Source organism: Nonomuraea thailandensis, assembly GCF_024172165.1.
Taxonomy (GTDB): Bacteria; Actinomycetota; Actinomycetes; order Streptosporangiales; family Streptosporangiaceae; genus Nonomuraea; species Nonomuraea thailandensis.
This window is the reverse complement of sequence record NZ_JAMZEB010000002.1, coordinates 9,442,783-9,458,071: the sequence shown is the minus strand read 5'-3', so window position 1 is coordinate 9,458,071 and position 15,289 is coordinate 9,442,783. Positions and strand designations below refer to the sequence as shown.

Genomic DNA, 15,289 nt, shown 5'->3' with positions numbered 1-15,289 from the left:
TACGGCGTCGCGCCGTACCCATCGGTTTCCTCACGCGGTGGGGACCTCGTCGACCGTTCGGCGGGGTCCCGTGAACCAGTGGCGGGCCGACAGGGCCCACCACAGCGCGATCCCGACCAGCACCACCCCGACGGCGATCGGCGCGTAGTTGACCGACGTCCAGGTGAAGTCGGCGCTGCCGGGCACGCCGGCCGGCGAGAACGGCATGATGAAGTAGATCGAGACGATCACGATCTCGACGCAGGCGATCCAGCACAGTGCCTTGTACTTCTTGCCCAGCGTCCACGGGCCGGGCTGGAAGGCGTCGCCCATGCGCAGGCGCAGCCAGATCGGGATGAGGAAGGCCAGGTAGAGCCCGATGACGGCGATGGACACGACGGCGTAGAAGGCGACCGGCGTGGTCAGGCCGGGAGGGGCGTAGAGGGCGGGCAGGGTGATCAGGGCGGCGGCGACGCAGCCGGCGATGATCGCGTTGACCGGGGTGCGGTTGCGGTCCACCTTCGACCACAGACGCCAGCCGGGCACCGCGCCGTCGCGCGAGAACGCGTAGGTCATCCGCGACATCGAGGTCACGCAGCTCATCCCGCAGAAGAACTGGCCGATCGTGGAGATCGCGAAGATGGCCGTGGCGAGCGGGGAGGACAGCGCCGTCTCGAAGATGGCGCCGACGAAGCCGGCCTGTTTGTTGAGCTCGTCCACGTTCGTGGCGGCGAACAGGAACGACAGCAGCAGGATCCAGCCGCCGATGGCCGAGTAGAAGATCGACTGCCACAGGCCGCGGGCCGCGCTCCTGGCCGCGCCCTGGGTCTCCTCCGACACGTGCGCGCAGGCGTCGAAGCCGGTGATCGTGTACTGGGTGAGCAGGAAGCCGAGCGGCAGCACGTACAGCCAGAAGGGCAGCCCCTCCGAGCTGTCGCCGAAGCCCGAATTGTTGTTGGTGCCGAAGAAGACGAAGTCGGCCGACTGGTGACTGGCCGGGGCGAAGATCAGGATGGCGACGACGATCGCGGCGCCCGCCACGTGCCACCAGACGGAGACGTTCTGCAGCAGCGAGATCAGCTTGTGGCTGTAGATGTTGATCAGCGCGTGCAGCGCGAGGACGATCACGAAGAGGAGGAACGCCTGGGGCAGGGTGGCCTCCCAGGCGCCGCCGGTCAGGCGGTTCAGGGTGATGTTGAGGAACGTGGCACAGCCGTAGTCGACCGACGCGGTGACGGCGATGAGGCCGATGAGGTTGAGCCAGCCGGTGAACCAGCCGTGGATCGGCTTGCCCAGCTTGGCGGCCCACCAGTAGATGCCGCCGGCCGTCGGGTACGCCGACACCAGCTCCGACATGCAGAAACCGATGATCAGGATGAACAGGGAGATCAGCGGCCAGCCCCAGGAGATGGCGATGGGGCCGCCGTTGTTCCACGCCTGTCCGAAGGTCGTGAAGCAGCCGGCGAGGATGGAGATGATCGAGAAGGAGATGGCGAAGTTCGAGAAACCGCTCCAGGTGCGTGCCAGCTCCTGCTTGTAGCCGAGCTCGGCCAGTCGCCTGGAATCCTCTTCAGTGGTCATTGAGGTCTCCCTGGGGGGCGCGGAGGACGCTCCTTTTGGTCTACGTCTAGACCATTTCTTTCCAGGGGACAAGCCGTTACAGGAGGGTTTCGATCTCGTCAGGCGGGATGGTGGTCCCCCCGCCGGGCGGGGGGACCAGCGGCGGGGTCAGGAGAAGGCGTCCGTGGCCGCCTGGCAGAAGGCCTTGAGGTCGTCCGGCTTGCGGCTGGTGACCAGTGTGTTCGGGCCTTCGGTGCAGACCATGACCTCCTTGTCCACCCAGGTCGCCCCGGCGTTGCGCAGGTCGGTCTGCAGGCTGGGCCAGGACGTCAGGGTCCGGCCGCGTACGACGTCCGCCTCGATCAGCGTCCACGGCGCGTGGCAGATGGCGGCCACCGGCTTGCCCGAGTCGAAGAAGGCCCGGGCGAACCGCACCGCCTGCGGCACCGTGCGCAGGAAGTCGGGGTTCGCGACGCCGCCTGGCAGGACGAGGCCGTCGAAGGCGGCCGCGTCCACGTCGTCCACCGTGTCGTCCACGGCGAAGGTGTCGGCCTTGTCCAGGTGATTGAACCCCTGGACCTGGCCCGGGGCGGTCGAGACGAGCCGGGGCGTGCCGCCGGCCTGCTTGACCGCCTTCCACGGTTCCGTGAGCTCCACCTGCTCGACTCCCTCGGGAGCGACCAGGAAAGCGATGGTCTTGCCGTCCAGCATGTGACTGCCCTCCCTTGTTTCCACCCCCCTTTCCGTGACCGCCGGATGTATGCGTCTTTACCCCTAGGGGGTATATTGGCAGTCAGGAGGGACGAGAGTGAGGAGTGTGACCATGACTGTCGCGACGTACCAGGTGGACGGCATGACGTGCGGCCACTGCGTGAGTGCCGTGACCGAGGAGGTCGGCAAGGTGAGCGGCGTGAGCGGGGTCGAGGTCGATCTGGCGAACGGGGCGGTGACCGTGACCAGCGCGGCGCCCGTCGATGTCGCGCTGATCGACGCCGCGGTGGTCGAGGCCGGTTACGAGCTGGGCGGCAAGGTGGACCTGCTGCCCCAGGCCGGCGGGTCGTGCTGCGGCAGCGGCGGCTGCCACTAGCTCACCAGGGCAGCGGCCCGTTGGCGTCGAGGTAGCCGCCGGTGGGGCCGTCGGGGGCGACCTGGGCCATCCTGACGATGATCTCGGCGCCCTCCTCGACGGTCTGGACGCCGGTGTTGTGGTTCAGGTCCGTCTTGGTGAAGCCCGGCTCCACGGCGTTGACGCGCATGGCGGGGAACGCCTTCGCGTACTGCACGGTGACCATGTTCACCGCCGCCTTGGAGGCCGGGTACGCCACCCCCGGGTAGGCGTACGCCGGGGTGCCCTCGGCGGTGACCCCGGCCATCGAGGCCAGGCCGCTGCTGAGGTTCACCACGACGGGGGCGGGGGAGCGCAGCAGCAGGGGCAGGAAGGCGTGCGTGACGCGGACCAGGCCGAAGACGTTCGTCTCGAAGACGGCACGCAGGTCGCCGGGCGTCACGTCCGCGGCGCCGATCACGGCGCCGTCCGCCGTCCGCCCCTCCACGCCGGCGTTGTTGATCAGCACGTCCAGCCCGCCGTCCGCCCCGACGGCCCGCGCCGCGGCGGCCACGGAGGCATCGTCGGTGACGTCCAGGACGACGAGCCGCGCGCCGAGCCGGTCGGCGGCCTCCCGGCCGCGCCCGGCGTCGCGGCTGCCGAGATAGACGGTGTGACCGGCCTCGACGAGGCGGCGGGCGGTCTCGTAGCCGAGCCCCTTGTTGGCTCCGGTGATCAGTGTCGTGGTCATGTCTCCAGCGTGCGGCGGAGCTCCGGGAGTAGCCATTCGTCCGGTTTTCCTGGGACTGACAGTGCCAGGAACATCCCGGACGGGCGGGGCAGACTGGGGACATGAGGGAGTTCGGGCAGGCGGTGCGGCGCTGGCGTGACCGCGTGACGCCGGAGACGGTGGGGCTGGCCGCCGGCGGGCACCGGCGCGCGGCCGGGCTGCGCCGCGAGGAGCTGGCGCTGCTCGCCGGGATCTCCGCCGACTACGTCACCCGGCTCGAACAGGGCCGGGCCGCAAACCCGTCACCGCAGGTCGTCGAGGCGCTGGCCCGGGCGCTACGGCTGTCGGCGGACGAGCGGGCGTACCTGTTCAGGACGGCAGGGCTGGCGCCGCCGTGCCCCGGCGCCGTGCCCGCGTTCATCCCGCCCAGCGTGCACCGGATGCTGGACCGGCTGGCCGGCACGCCGGTCGGAGTCTACGACGCGGCCTGGACGCTGCTCCTGGCCAACTCCATGTACGCGGCGCTGATGGGCGACCCGTCCGGATGGCGCGGCAACGAGCGCAACGGCGTGTGGCGCAACTTCGCCGGACCGGCAGGCCGGGTCAGGTACACGCCGGAGGAGCGGCGCCGGTTCGAGGCCATGATGGTGGCCGACCTGCGCGCGACGGCCGGCCGGTATCCGGCCGACCAGCGGCTCAGGCGGCTGGTCGGAGAGCTGCGGGCCAGGAGCGAGCGGTTCGCCGAGCTGTGGGACGCGGGGGGCGTCGGGCGGCAGGAGGGCGGCCGGAAGGTCATCGATCATCCGCAGGTGGGCCCGCTGGCGCTGGACTGCGACATCCTCAGCGTGGCGGGCAGCAACCTGCGCATCATGATCTACACCGCCGAGCCCGGCACGGAGGACGCCGAACGCCTAGCCCTGCTGGGCGTCCTCGGCACGCAGTCGATGGTGGGCTAGCCAGCAGGCGGCGGCGCCCACGGCGTACCAGAGCAGGTCGGGCGGGTTGAACGTGCTGCCCAGCACCGGCCGCAGGAGCTCGGGGATCTCCCAGAGCTGGGCGAACTCGATCGCCCAGCTCAGCCCCGCCGAGACCGCCGCGGCCACCCAGGGGCGCACCCTGGGCAGGGCGAGCACGAGGAGCGCGTAGATCAGCGCGGTGTAGAGCGCGTCACCGGCATACTTCGGCACGGGCCCGTCCCAGAGCGCGCGCACGCCGAGCCCGCATGCGACGATCACGACGCAGGTTAGGGCGGTCGGCAGGCGGGGCACCAGCTCACGGTAGTGCCAAGTGCGCTGAAAATTTACACCGCCAAAGGAAACGAAGGTGAAACAATTTTCCGCACCTCGTTGACATGCGGACTCCGTATGGTGTGCCTTTCTCTACACAGGAACCCCCCTGCCTGAAGGTGAGGCACTCATGAGGAGATGGTTCGCACGCCTGGCTGCGCTGGGCGTCGCGCTATTAGTGGCCGGTCAGGGCACCACGGCCGCCCTTGCCCAAGATCCGGCTGCGGGGAAGAAAGTCTTTCGCGTCGGCGCGACGCAGGCCATGGACTCGATGAACCCCTTCCTCGCGGTCCGCCTGGTCTCGACGTCGATCCACCGCTGGATGTACGGCTACCTGACGGTGCCCGACTCCAAGACGCTGCAGCCCAGCCCCGACCTGGCCGAGTCGTGGACCACGTCCGAGGACGGGCTCACGTGGACGTTCAAGATCCGCGCCGCCAAGTGGTCCGACGGGAAGCCCGTCACGGCCGACGACGCGGCCTGGACGTTCAACAAGATGATGACCGACGAGGCCGCCAAGACCGCCAACGGTCCTGCGGTGGAGAACTTCGAGAGCGTCACCGCCAGTGGCCAGGACCTGACGATCAAGCTGAAGGCGCCGCAGGCGTCCATGCTGGAGAACCCGGTCCCGATCATGCCCAAGCACGCTTGGGAGTCGGTCACGGACATGGCGAACTACGACGCCGAGAAGTACCCGACCGTCAGCAGCGGGCCGTACATCGCGGTCGAGCACAAGAAGGACCAGTACGTCAAGCTGCAGGCCAACCCCAACTACTGGCGGGGCAAGCCCAAGATCGACGAGCTGCAGGTCATCTTCTACGACAACCCGCAGGCCGCGATCGCCGGCCTGAAGAAGGGTGACATCGACCTGCTCGGCCGGATGACCCCGCAGGAGTTCGAGGCCATCCAGAACGACCCGAACATCGAGGCGTGGAACACCCAGGGCCGCCGCGCGGCGTACCTCCAGGTCAACCACGGCGCCACCACCACCGACGACAAGCCGGTCGGCGACGGTCACCCGGCGCTCAAGGACGTCAAGGTGCGCCAGGCGCTGCACTACGCCATCGACAAGCAGAAGCTGGTCGACGAGGTCCAGAACGGCCTGGCCAAGCCCGCCGACGGCTCCATCGTGCCGCCGATGTACAAGGACTTCTTCTGGGAGGCCACCGGCGAGGAGAAGGTCTCCTTCGACCCCGCCAAGGCCAACCAGATCCTCGACGACGCCGGCTACAAGAAGGGCTCCGACGGCGTCCGCACGATGCCCGACGGTGACCGCAAGCTGGAGTTCCGCTTCACGATCCACACGGAAACGCCGATCGAGGACAAGCTCGCCGAGTACCTGACCGCGTTCCTCAAGGAGGTCGGCATCACGCTGACCACGGTGAAGCTGGAGTCCAGCAAGTTCACCGAGGAGACCGGCGTCACCGGCAACTTCGACATCGCGATCAGCGGCTGGTCGGTCAACCCCGACCCGGAGGAGGTCATGGCCACCCACCTGTGCAGCCGCAGGCCGGCTCCGGGCGGCGAGGGCGGCGGCACCGAGTCGTTCTTCTGCGACGACACCTTCGAGAAGCTCTACCAGGACCAGCTCAAGGAGCTCGACCGCCCCAAGCGCGTCGACCTCCTCAAGCAGATGCAGGAGCGGCTCTACACCCAGGCGCCGATCATCGCGATCTACTACACCAACGACCTGGAGGGCTACCGCAAGGACAAGGTCACCAGCATCACCCCCATCCCTGAGGACAAGGGTCTGCTGTACGGCGGCAGCGGCTACTGGCCGTTCTACACCGTGGACGTCAAGGCCACGGCGGCCGCCGGAGGCAGCAGCGGTGGTGGCTCCAACACCGGCCTCATCGCCGGCATCGTGGGCGCCGTGGTGGTCGTCGGTGCCGCGGCCTTCTTCCTGACCAGGCGGCGCAAGAGCACCGCAGACGAGCGCGAATGACGACTCCGCTCGAAGCAGCAGAGCCCGCCGCCGTCCAGGCGGCGGGCCCTGGTGACGAGCGCCCCACCAGCCGAGGCGCGCTGCGGTACGCGCTGTCGAAGGCCGGTGGGGCGCTGTTCAGCATCGCCATGGTGCTGGTCGGCACGTTCTTCGTGTTCCGGCTGCTGCCGGGCGACCCCGTGCGCAACCTGGCGCAGGGCCGCAACATGACCCCGAGCCAGCTCGACATGGAACGCCGGCGGCTCGGGCTCGACCAGCCGCTGCTCGACCAGTTCATCGACTTCGTCGGCGACACGCTCAGGCTCGACCTCGGCACCTCCTACGAGTACAAGCGGCCCGTCCTCGACCTCATCGGCGAGCGGCTCGGCCCGACCCTGCTGCTCGCGGGCACCGGCCTGGTGATCGCGGTCAGCCTCGGCATCTGGCAGGGCACGCGGGCCGGCTGGCGGCACGGCAGCCGCTTCGACCGCCTGTCCACCGGCGCGTCGCTGCTGCTGTGGTCGATGCCGACGTTCTGGCTCGGGTTGCTGCTCATGATGGTGTTCGGCGTCGGCATCGGGCCGATCCCGGGCATCTTCCCGTTCCGGGGCATCGAGAGCGTGGACGCTCCCGACGGGTTCGCGTACGTGCTGGACGTGGCCTCCCACATGGTGCTGCCGTGCCTGACGCTGGTGGCCGTGGTCTACGCGCAGTACCTGCTCGTCATGCGCTCGTCGCTGATCGAGGAGGTCAGCCAGGACTACGTCACCGTCGCCCGCGCCAAGGGGCTGCGCGACGACGACGTACGGCGCCGCCACGCGGTGCCCAACGCCCTGCTGCCCACGGTGACGCTGGTCTTCATGCGCATCGGCTTCGTGGTCGGCGGCGCGGTCACCGTCGAGACGATCTACACCTGGCCCGGTCTCGGGCAGTTGTTCTACGAGGCCATCAAGGTGCCCGACTTCACGCTCATGCAGGGCACCTTCCTGCTCATCACCGTGGCCGTGATCGTCATGAACACGCTGGCCGACGTGGTCTACCACCTACTCGACCCGAGGGTGAGGTCGGCGTGACCAGTGTCTCCACGGCCCGCAGGCGGCTCGCGCTGAGCCGGTTCTGGGCCGAGTACCGCCACCACCGCGGCGGCGTGATCGGCCTGGCCGTGCTCGTCGTCGCCGTGCTGCTCGCGCTGGCGGCGCCGCTGTTCATCAGCGAGGACGTGACCAGCGTCGTCCGGGGCGTCGGCCAGAAGTGGGCGGCGCCGAGCCTGAGCGAGCCGTTCGGCACCGACGAGTCCGGCCGCTCGATCCTGCTGATGGTCTGGTGGGGCTCGCGCACGTCGCTGCTCATCGGCTTCCTCGCGGCGCTGCTCAGCATCGTCATCGGCCTGGTCTTCGGCGTGGCCGCCGGGCACTTCCGCGGCTGGCTGGGCGCCTCCCTCATGCGGGTCACCGACTGGTTCCTGGTGCTGCCCTCGCTGGTCACGGCGCTGGTGCTGGCTGCCGTTCTGGGCGGGAGCACGTTCACGATCATCATGGCCATCGGCATCACCACCTGGCCGTCCACCGCCCGCCTGATCAGGGCGCAGACGCTCGCCGTCGAGGCCAGGCCGTACATCGAGCGTTCCAAGGCGCTCGGCGCCGGGCACTGGCACATCACCACCCGGCACGTGCTGCCGAACGTGGCGCCGCTGCTGCTGGCCAGCACCACGCTGGAGGTCGCCAGCGCGATCGTCACCGAGTCCACGCTGGCCTTCCTCGGCGCCAGCTCCAACAAGACCTCGTGGGGCACCATGCTGCGCGCCTCCTACGACTACGGCGCCGCCAACGAGGGCGCGTGGTGGTACATCCTCATCCCCGGTCTGGCCATCCTCGTCGTCGTGATGGCGTTCACCCTCGTGGGGCGGGCGCTGGAGGCCGTGCTCAACCCCCGGCTGAGGAGGGCCGCATGAGTCTGCTCGAACTCGACGACGTGTCGGTGACCTACCGCATCGCCTCGGGCGAGGTGCCCGCCGTACGCGGGGTGTCGCTGAGCCTCGACTCCGGAATGGCGCTCGGCGTCGCCGGCGAGTCCGGCTCCGGCAAGTCGACGCTGGCCATGGCGCTGCTCCGGCTCCTGCCGCGCGACGCGCGCGTCGGCGGCCGGATCCTGCTCGACGGCGACGACGTGCTGGCCATGACGTGGGGGCGGCTGCGCGCCGTCCGCTGGGCCGAGGCCTCGATCGTCTTCCAGGGCGCCCAGCACGGCCTCAACCCCGTGCGCCGGATCGGCGAGCAGATCGCCGAGCCGCTGCTCGTGCACGACCTGGCCAAGCCGGACGCCGCCCGCAAACGTGTCGCCGAGCTGCTCGAACAGGTCGGCCTGCCCGCCTGGCGGTCGCGCAGCTACCCGCACGAGCTGTCCGGCGGGCAGCGGCAGCGCGTGATGATCGCGATGGCGCTGGCCTGCTCGCCCCGGCTGATCATCGCCGACGAGCCCACCACCGCGCTCGACGTGATGGTGCAGGCCCAGGTGCTCACCCTGATCAAGGAGCTGGTCGCCGAGCAGGGCATCTCGCTCATCATGATCTCGCACGACCTGTCCGTGCTCGCCGACGTGTGCGACCGGCTCGCCGTCATGTACGCGGGCCGCGTGGTCGAGCACGGGCCGTCCGGCGAGGTGTTCCACGAGGCCAGGCACCCCTACAGCCGGGCGCTGGCCGCGGCCTTCCCGACCGTGGGCGACCCCCTCTCGCGGATGGCGCCCAAGGGGCTGGGCGGCGACCCGCCCGACCCCATGCACCTGCCGAGCGGCTGCTCGTTCCACCCGCGCTGCCCGGTCGCGCTGGACGAGTGCCCCTCGCTGGACGTCGAGCTGTGGCCGGCGGGGCCGGGCCGTACGGCGGCCTGCGTGCACGTCAGATCTGACCGGGCACTCGGTGCTGCCGACGCTGCCGACAGTGCCGACGCTGCCGACAGTGCCGACGCTGCCGACGCTGCCGACAGTGCCGACGCTGCCGACAGTGCCGGCGCTGTCGGGCTTGTCGGAGCCGAGGAGGAGGCTTCATGACCGAGACGCAGACCACCGCGGAGGCGGTCGCGACCACGCGGCCGACGCTGCTGGAGGCCCGCGACCTGCACGTCGAGTTCTCCTCCAGAGGCCGCCGCGCCCGCGCCGTGGACGGCGTGAACCTGGCCATCGGCGCGGGCGAGATCGTCGCCCTGGTCGGCGAGTCCGGCTGCGGCAAGACCACCCTCGCCCGCACCCTCCTCGGCCTCGAACGCCCCACCTCCGGCGAGGTCCGCTACGACGGCGACCCGCTGAGCTACGGCTCCAAGGCGCTCAAGGCCTACCGCAGGCAGGTGCAGCTCGTCCTCCAGGACCCGACCGGCTCCCTCAACCCCAGGCACACCGTGTACGAGGCCGTCGCCGAGGGCCCGCGCATCCACGGCCTGCGGGACGAGCAGGACATCGTGGCCACCGCGCTGTCCCACGCCGGCCTGCGGCCGCCCGAGCGGTTCTTCCTGCGCTACCCGCACGAGCTGTCGGGCGGGCAGCGGCAGCGCGTGGTCATCGCCGGCGCCCTCGCGCTGAACCCGAAGGTGCTGATCGCCGACGAGCCGGTGGCCTCGCTGGACGCCTCCGTACGCGGCGAGATCCTGGCCCTGCTGCTGCGGCTGCGCGCCGAGCTGGGGCTGTCGGCGCTGGTCGTCACCCACGACCTGGGCCTGGCCTGGAACATCGCCGACCGGGTGGCCGTGATGTACCTGGGCAGGATCGTCGAGTCGGGGCCCGTGGAGCAGGTGCTGACCGCGCCGCGGCACCCGTACACGCAGGCGCTGATGTCGGTGTTGCCCGAGTCGCCGGAACGCGTGGTGCTGACCGGCGAGCCGCCGGACCCGACCCGGATTCCCGGCGGCTGCCGCTTCCACGCCCGCTGCCAGGTGCTCGCCTCCGGCAAGGCGGCCGAGGCGGGGGTGGACGGGCGGTGCCGTACGGAACCGCTGGACATCCTGCCCGCGGTGCCCGAGGCACAGGCGGCCTGCTACTACGCGGAAACAACCGGCCATTGACCCGCTGACGCACTGCTCCGCAGACCCGGTGGGTTCGCTGACCGGTGGGCCCGGTTGCCTGCTCCCCTCGTCTCGCCAGGGGCCGCCGGCATACGGAGTCGGCCGGTGCAGTCGGCCGGCGCAGCCGACCAGCGGACCCAGACATCGCGTCGGCCGGCGGCGGTGGTGGATCGCGTCGGCCGGCGGCGGTGGTGGATCGCGTCGGCCGGCGAGCCGGTCAGTGGAGGTCGGCGTCGTGGACCAGGATCGCGGCCTGGACGCGGTTGGCCAGGCCCAGCTTGGCCAGCACCCGGCTGACGTGCGCCTTCACCGTGGCCTCCGTCAGGCGCAGCTCGCGGCCGATCTCGGCGTTGGACAGACCGCGGGCCAGCGCCTTGATCACGTCTCCCTCCCGGCCGGTGAGCCCGTCGAGCTGCCTGCGGGCGGCCTCGGCGCGCGAGGGGGCGCGGTCGGCGTACTGCGCGATCACCCGCTTGGTGACGGACGGGGAGAGCATCGCCTGACCGTCGGCCACCGTGCGCACGGCGGCGGCCAGCTCCCTCGGCGGGGTGTCCTTGAGCAGAAAGCCGACGGCGCCCAGGCGCAGCGCCGCGTGCACGTACTCGTCCACGTCGAACGTGGTCAGCATGATCACCTTGGGCGCCTGCGGGTCCAGGAGGATGCGGCCGGCGGCGGTCAGTCCGTCCATGACCGGCATCCGCACGTCCATCAGCACCACCTCGGGCCGCAGCCGCCCCACCGCCGAGACCGCCTCCGCGCCGTCACGCGCCTCACCGATCACCGAGATGTCGCCCGCCGCCTCCAGAATCAACCGCAACCCCGACCGTACGAGCGCCTCGTCGTCCACCACGAGCACCCTGATCACGCCGCACTCCCGCCACTCACGACAGCGCCCAAGGCAAAAGGCCCGCGCATGCCGAGCTCAGGGCGGTACCGCTCGCGAACCGCCGCGTCGCGCTCACGGTCGCGCCACGTGCGAAGAGCCACGCTCATGCCGGGATCCTGGCGCTGACGAGGAAGCCGCCGCTCTCCTCGGCGCTGGTGCGCAGCGAGCCGCCGAGGAGCTCCACCCGCTCGCGCAGCCCCACCAGGCCCCAGCCGGCGCCCGGCAGCTCCTCGGGCGGCGCGTGTGGCGCCTGGTTGCGCACCTCCACCTCCAGCGCGCCGTCCCCGAACCGGAGCATCACGTCCGTGGGCACGCCGCCCGCATGCTTGTGCACGTTCGTGAGCGCCTCCTGGATCACCCGGTACGCCGTCCGCTCCACCGTCTCCTCCACCGGCCGGGGCTCGCCCTCGTCGTGCCGGGTCACCGCGATGCCCAGGGCGCGGGACTGGTCGAGCAGCCGGTCGAGGTCGCCGAGCGTCGGCTGCGGCCGGTAGCCGGAGTCGAGGTCGTCCAGCGCGGACGGCGGCCGGAAGTCGCCGCCGAGGCCAGGTCGTGGTCGGTAGTCGCCGCTGAGGCCAGGTTGTGGTCGCAAGCCCCCGCCGAGGTCGGGTTGTGGTCGCAAGCCCCCGCCGAGGTCGGGCTGAGACTGGAACCCGCCGCCGAGGCCAGGCCGTGAAGGCGAGCCGGCGTCCACGGTCTCGGTGCGGGGCGCGCGCAGGACCCCGAGGACGTCGCGCAGGTTGCTCAGGGCCTCCCGGCCGATCCCGCCGATCAGGGCGGCGGTCTCGGCCGTCTCCTCGTCGGCGGCCCGCACCTCCAGCGCCCCCGCGTGCAGCACGATCAGCGAGACCCGGTGGGCGACGACGTCGTGCATCTCCCTGGCGATCCGGGCGCGCTCCTGCGCCCTGGCCTGCTCGGCCCGCATGACCTGCTCGCGTTCGAGCCGCTGCGCCCGCTCCCTGGCGGCCTCCAGCACCTCGGCCCTGGCCCGCGTCCACAGCCCCACGGCCAGCGGCAGCCCGATCATGCCCAGCGCCATGAACAGCGCGTTGCCCAGGCTGGCGGTCAGCATCTCCTGCAGCCCGTCGCGCGCCTCGCCGACCACCGCCGTGATGCCGCAGACCACCAGGCAGGCGGCGATGTAGGCGGCGATGCCGCGGCTCCTGTCGAGCGTGCGGCCCGCGAAGTAGGAGGCGACCAGCAGCGGCGGCCACACCACGAGCCAGGCGTAGGTGACGGCGCCGACGGCGGCCAGCGGCCACCAGGACCGCGGCGCGTGCCAGGCCGCCACGCCCGCCACCGCGGCGATCACGACCTGCACGGGCAGCGGAAGGCCGGACGGCACCCCCATCTGCCCGCTCATCACGAACAGGGACGCCGCGAACATGCCCGCGCCGAGCAGTACGAACCGCATGGTCACAGCGTAGGGGCGCGCCGGGGAAGGGGCCTTACGACGAAAGTAGGGGGTGCGGATCGACGATCGGGGAGGACGCTCCGGCCCGCCCTTCCGGCAGCGTGGTCGCCATGCGAAGCACCGCTGCCGCGGCAGCCCTGTCGTTCATCGTCCTGTCCGTCATCCCCGCCCAGGCGGCGCGCGCGGCCGTGCCTGCGGGAGCCGGAGCCGAAGCCGGAGCCGGAGCTGGAACCGGAGCCGGAGCTGGAACCGGAGCTCGGGCAGGCCTCAACCTGCCCGAGCCGACCGGGCCGAAGCCCGTCGGCACGACGACCCTGCATCTCGTCGACAAGAGCCGCCCCGACCCCTGGAACCCCGAGGCCGACCGGCGAGAGCTGCTCGTCTCGCTCTGGTATCCGGCGAAGAAGGCCACCGGCAAGGCTGCGCCCTACCTGACCGGGCAGGAGTCGGAGCTGGTGCTCAAGGACCTGCCCGTCGCCCGGAAGGACGCGCTCACCACGGTCAGGACACACGCCCGTCTGAACGCTGCCGCCGCGGGAGGCAAGCGGCCGCTGGTCGTGATGTCGCCAGGGTTCAGCTTCCCGCGCGCCACCCTGACCTCGCTGGCCGAGGACTTCGCGAGCAGGGGTTACCTGGTCGCCGCCGTGGAGCACACGTACGAGTCGGTCGCCACCACCTTCCCCGACGGCCGCACCACCACCTGTCTGGCCTGCGTGAAGGGCCAGGACAACGCGAAGGTCGCCGCGAGCAGGGCGAAGGACGTGCGGTTCGTGCTCGACGAGCTGACCGGGAGCGGCTGGGGCAAGAAGATCGACCGGTCGCGGATCGCCATGGTCGGGCACTCGATCGGCGGTTACTCCGCGGCCCGGACGATGCTCGCCGACGGCCGGATCAAGGCCGGGGTCAACCTGGACGGCACGTTCCGGGTGGAAGAGCCGCTCAAGCGGCCGTTCATGCTGATCGGGGCGACGAAGTCGCACACGCCCGACGGCACCGACGAATCATGGAAGCAGGCGTGGCCGAACCTGACCGGCTGGAAGCGCTGGATCACGGTGAAGGGCACCGACCACTCGGCGTTCGTGGACTACGCGGTGCTCAGGCAGCAGCTGGGGCTGCCGGCGCAGGAGCTCGACGGGGCGCGGGCGCTGGAGATCACCCGGGCTCACCTGGCGGGCTTCCTCGACCGGCACCTGCTGGGCAAGCGCACGCCGGTCAAGGACTATCCGGAGGTCAGCGTGCATAATCCTTGAGCGTGACGGCGTTGGCGGCGCGGAAGATGGGGCCGGTGATCCGCTCGATCATCCGGTTCCTGCCGGGCAGGCGCGGCAGCAGCCGCATCATCCTGAGCTGGAACCACAGTGCCGCCCGCGACCCGATGACCATGCCTTTGACGTTGGCGGGCCCCAGCGCCTGGTTCGCCGCCACGAAGGGGCGCAGCTCGCGCTCGTACCCCTCCGTCCCGCCGCCCGTGGCCAGCTCGCCCGCCAGCACGTACGCGCCCACGAGCGCCAGGCTGGTGCCCTGCCCCGAGGCGGGCGAGGCGCAGTAGCCGGCGTCGCCCACCAGCACGACCCGGCCCTTCGACCAGCGGTCCAGGTGGATCTGGGCGACCGTGTCGAAGTAGAAGTCCTCGGCGTCGCGCGCGGCCTCCAGCAGCGCGGGCACCTGCCAGCCGACACCCTCCATGGCCCGCGCGAGCAGCTTCTTCTGGCCGTCGACGTCGCGGTGGTCGTGGTCCAGCGGCGGCGACGACCACATGAACAGGGCCTTGGCCGCCGTGTCCTGCCGGGTGCTGTAGACGTTGGCGGTCCTGCCGACGGCCGCGTGCACGGCCTCCTCGCGGTCGAGGCCGAGCGTGTTGGGCACGGTGCAGATCGAGATGTAGTGGCCGAGGTCGCGGGTGCAGGCGGACTCGTCGCCGAAGGCGAGCCGCCGGACGTTGGAGTGCACGCCGTCGGCCCCGACGACCAGGTCGAACGTGCGGGGCAGGGAGCGTTCGAACGTCACGGCGCCGTCCTCGGCGATGCCGGTGATGGAGTCGCCGAAGACGTACTCGACCTCGTCGCGGGTCAGGTCGTACAGCAGCTCGTTGAGGTCGCCGCGCATGATCTCGGCGTCGTCGCCCGTACGGCCGCCGAACAGGTCGGCGTCCATGGCGGCCAGCGGGCGGCCGGCGGCGTCGTAGTAGGTGGCGACGCGCATGTCCGTGCCCCTGGCGCGGACCGCGTCCAGCAGGCCCATGCGCTCGATCACCTCCAGCGCGGCGCCGCGCACGTCCACCTTGTAGCCGCCCGTGCGGATGGCGGGGGCTCGCTCGACGACGGTCACGGTGTAGCCGTGCCGCCGCAGCCAGTACGCCGTCGCCGTGCCCGCGATGCTCGCGCCCGAGATGAGGATGTTCGTCATGAGCGAG

At 71.0% G+C, this 15,289-nt stretch carries 15 protein-coding genes; 8 read left to right on the top strand and 7 right to left on the bottom strand.

The window, feature by feature from the left end; genetic code table 11:
• Positions 1-30: 30 nt before the first annotated feature.
• Together HD597_RS47410 and HD597_RS47405 are read right to left on the bottom strand one after the other, a co-directional pair.
• Complete coding sequence (locus tag HD597_RS47410) at positions 31-1,560, bottom strand: amino acid permease (RefSeq protein ID WP_253753373.1); 1,530 nt, start codon at positions 1,558-1,560, stop codon at positions 31-33.
• 147 nt (positions 1,561-1,707) lie between these two features.
• Positions 1,708-2,250 (bottom strand): type 1 glutamine amidotransferase domain-containing protein, encoded by a 543-nt coding sequence (locus HD597_RS47405; RefSeq protein WP_253753371.1) that lies wholly within the window; start codon positions 2,248-2,250, stop codon positions 1,708-1,710.
• 112 nt (positions 2,251-2,362) lie between these two features.
• Between HD597_RS47405 and HD597_RS47400 the strand changes: the two genes are divergently transcribed.
• Positions 2,363-2,626, top strand: a complete 264-nt coding sequence (locus HD597_RS47400; RefSeq protein WP_253753370.1) for a heavy-metal-associated domain-containing protein — start codon at positions 2,363-2,365, stop codon at positions 2,624-2,626.
• Position 2,627: 1 nt separating this feature from the next.
• On the opposite strand, the gene HD597_RS47395 is transcribed toward HD597_RS47400, so the two are convergent.
• Positions 2,628-3,335 carry an SDR family NAD(P)-dependent oxidoreductase gene (locus HD597_RS47395; RefSeq protein WP_253753368.1) on the bottom strand — a complete coding sequence of 236 codons (708 nt, stop codon included), beginning with the start codon at positions 3,333-3,335 and terminating at the stop codon, positions 2,628-2,630.
• 101 nt (positions 3,336-3,436) lie between these two features.
• On the opposite strand from HD597_RS47395, the gene HD597_RS47390 reads away from it, so the two are divergent.
• On the top strand, positions 3,437-4,270 hold the full coding sequence (locus HD597_RS47390; protein ID WP_253753365.1) for a helix-turn-helix transcriptional regulator: 834 nt from the start codon (positions 3,437-3,439) through the stop codon (positions 4,268-4,270).
• On the opposite strand, the gene HD597_RS47385 is transcribed toward HD597_RS47390, so the two are convergent.
• The gene (locus tag HD597_RS47385) at positions 4,226-4,582 is read right to left on the bottom strand and encodes a ribosomal maturation YjgA family protein (protein WP_253753363.1); all 357 of its coding nucleotides are present in this window, start codon (positions 4,580-4,582) and stop codon (positions 4,226-4,228) included. The two genes, HD597_RS47390 and HD597_RS47385, sit on opposite strands and share 45 nt — an antisense overlap.
• 289 nt (positions 4,583-4,871) lie before the next feature.
• Here HD597_RS47385 and HD597_RS47380 point away from each other — a divergent pair, with 289 nt between their 5' ends.
• Genes HD597_RS47380 through HD597_RS47360 form a run of 5 tightly spaced genes read left to right on the top strand, consistent with a single transcriptional unit; the run spans position 4,872 to position 10,576 of the window.
• Positions 4,872-6,545, top strand: a complete 1,674-nt coding sequence (locus tag HD597_RS47380) for an ABC transporter substrate-binding protein (protein WP_253753361.1) — start codon at positions 4,872-4,874, stop codon at positions 6,543-6,545.
• Positions 6,542-7,597, top strand: a complete 1,056-nt coding sequence (locus HD597_RS47375; RefSeq protein ID WP_253753359.1) for an ABC transporter permease — start codon at positions 6,542-6,544, stop codon at positions 7,595-7,597. The genes HD597_RS47380 and HD597_RS47375 overlap by 4 nt, the downstream gene beginning before the upstream one ends.
• A complete protein-coding gene (locus tag HD597_RS47370) occupies positions 7,594-8,475 on the top strand; it encodes an ABC transporter permease (protein WP_253753358.1) in 882 nt (293 codons plus the stop codon). The genes HD597_RS47375 and HD597_RS47370 overlap by 4 nt, the downstream gene beginning before the upstream one ends.
• Positions 8,472-9,572 carry an ABC transporter ATP-binding protein gene (locus HD597_RS47365; protein WP_253753356.1) on the top strand — a complete coding sequence of 367 codons (1,101 nt, stop codon included), beginning with the start codon at positions 8,472-8,474 and terminating at the stop codon, positions 9,570-9,572. The genes HD597_RS47370 and HD597_RS47365 overlap by 4 nt, the downstream gene beginning before the upstream one ends.
• Complete coding sequence (locus tag HD597_RS47360; RefSeq protein ID WP_253753354.1) at positions 9,569-10,576, top strand: ABC transporter ATP-binding protein; 1,008 nt, start codon at positions 9,569-9,571, stop codon at positions 10,574-10,576. Before HD597_RS47365 ends, HD597_RS47360 begins: the two co-directional genes overlap by 4 nt.
• A gap of 217 nt (positions 10,577-10,793) precedes the next feature.
• Here the strand turns inward: HD597_RS47360 and HD597_RS47355 are convergent, their stop codons facing one another.
• Positions 10,794-11,441, bottom strand: coding sequence for a response regulator (locus tag HD597_RS47355; protein WP_253753352.1), 648 nt, complete (start codon positions 11,439-11,441; stop codon positions 10,794-10,796).
• A 124-nt stretch (positions 11,442-11,565) separates the two neighbouring features.
• The gene (locus HD597_RS47350) at positions 11,566-12,876 is read right to left on the bottom strand and encodes a sensor histidine kinase (RefSeq protein ID WP_253753350.1); all 1,311 of its coding nucleotides are present in this window, start codon (positions 12,874-12,876) and stop codon (positions 11,566-11,568) included.
• Positions 12,877-12,986: 110 nt separating this feature from the next.
• Here HD597_RS47350 and HD597_RS47345 point away from each other — a divergent pair, with 110 nt between their 5' ends.
• Positions 12,987-14,126 (top strand): alpha/beta hydrolase family protein, encoded by a 1,140-nt coding sequence (locus HD597_RS47345; protein ID WP_253753348.1) that lies wholly within the window; start codon positions 12,987-12,989, stop codon positions 14,124-14,126.
• On the opposite strand, the gene HD597_RS47340 is transcribed toward HD597_RS47345, so the two are convergent.
• Positions 14,107-15,282: an FAD-dependent monooxygenase gene (locus HD597_RS47340; RefSeq protein WP_253753346.1), complete on the bottom strand. Its 1,176-nt coding sequence runs from the start codon at positions 15,280-15,282 to the stop codon at positions 14,107-14,109. The two genes, HD597_RS47345 and HD597_RS47340, sit on opposite strands and share 20 nt — an antisense overlap.
• Between the last annotated feature and the right edge of the window lie 7 nt (positions 15,283-15,289).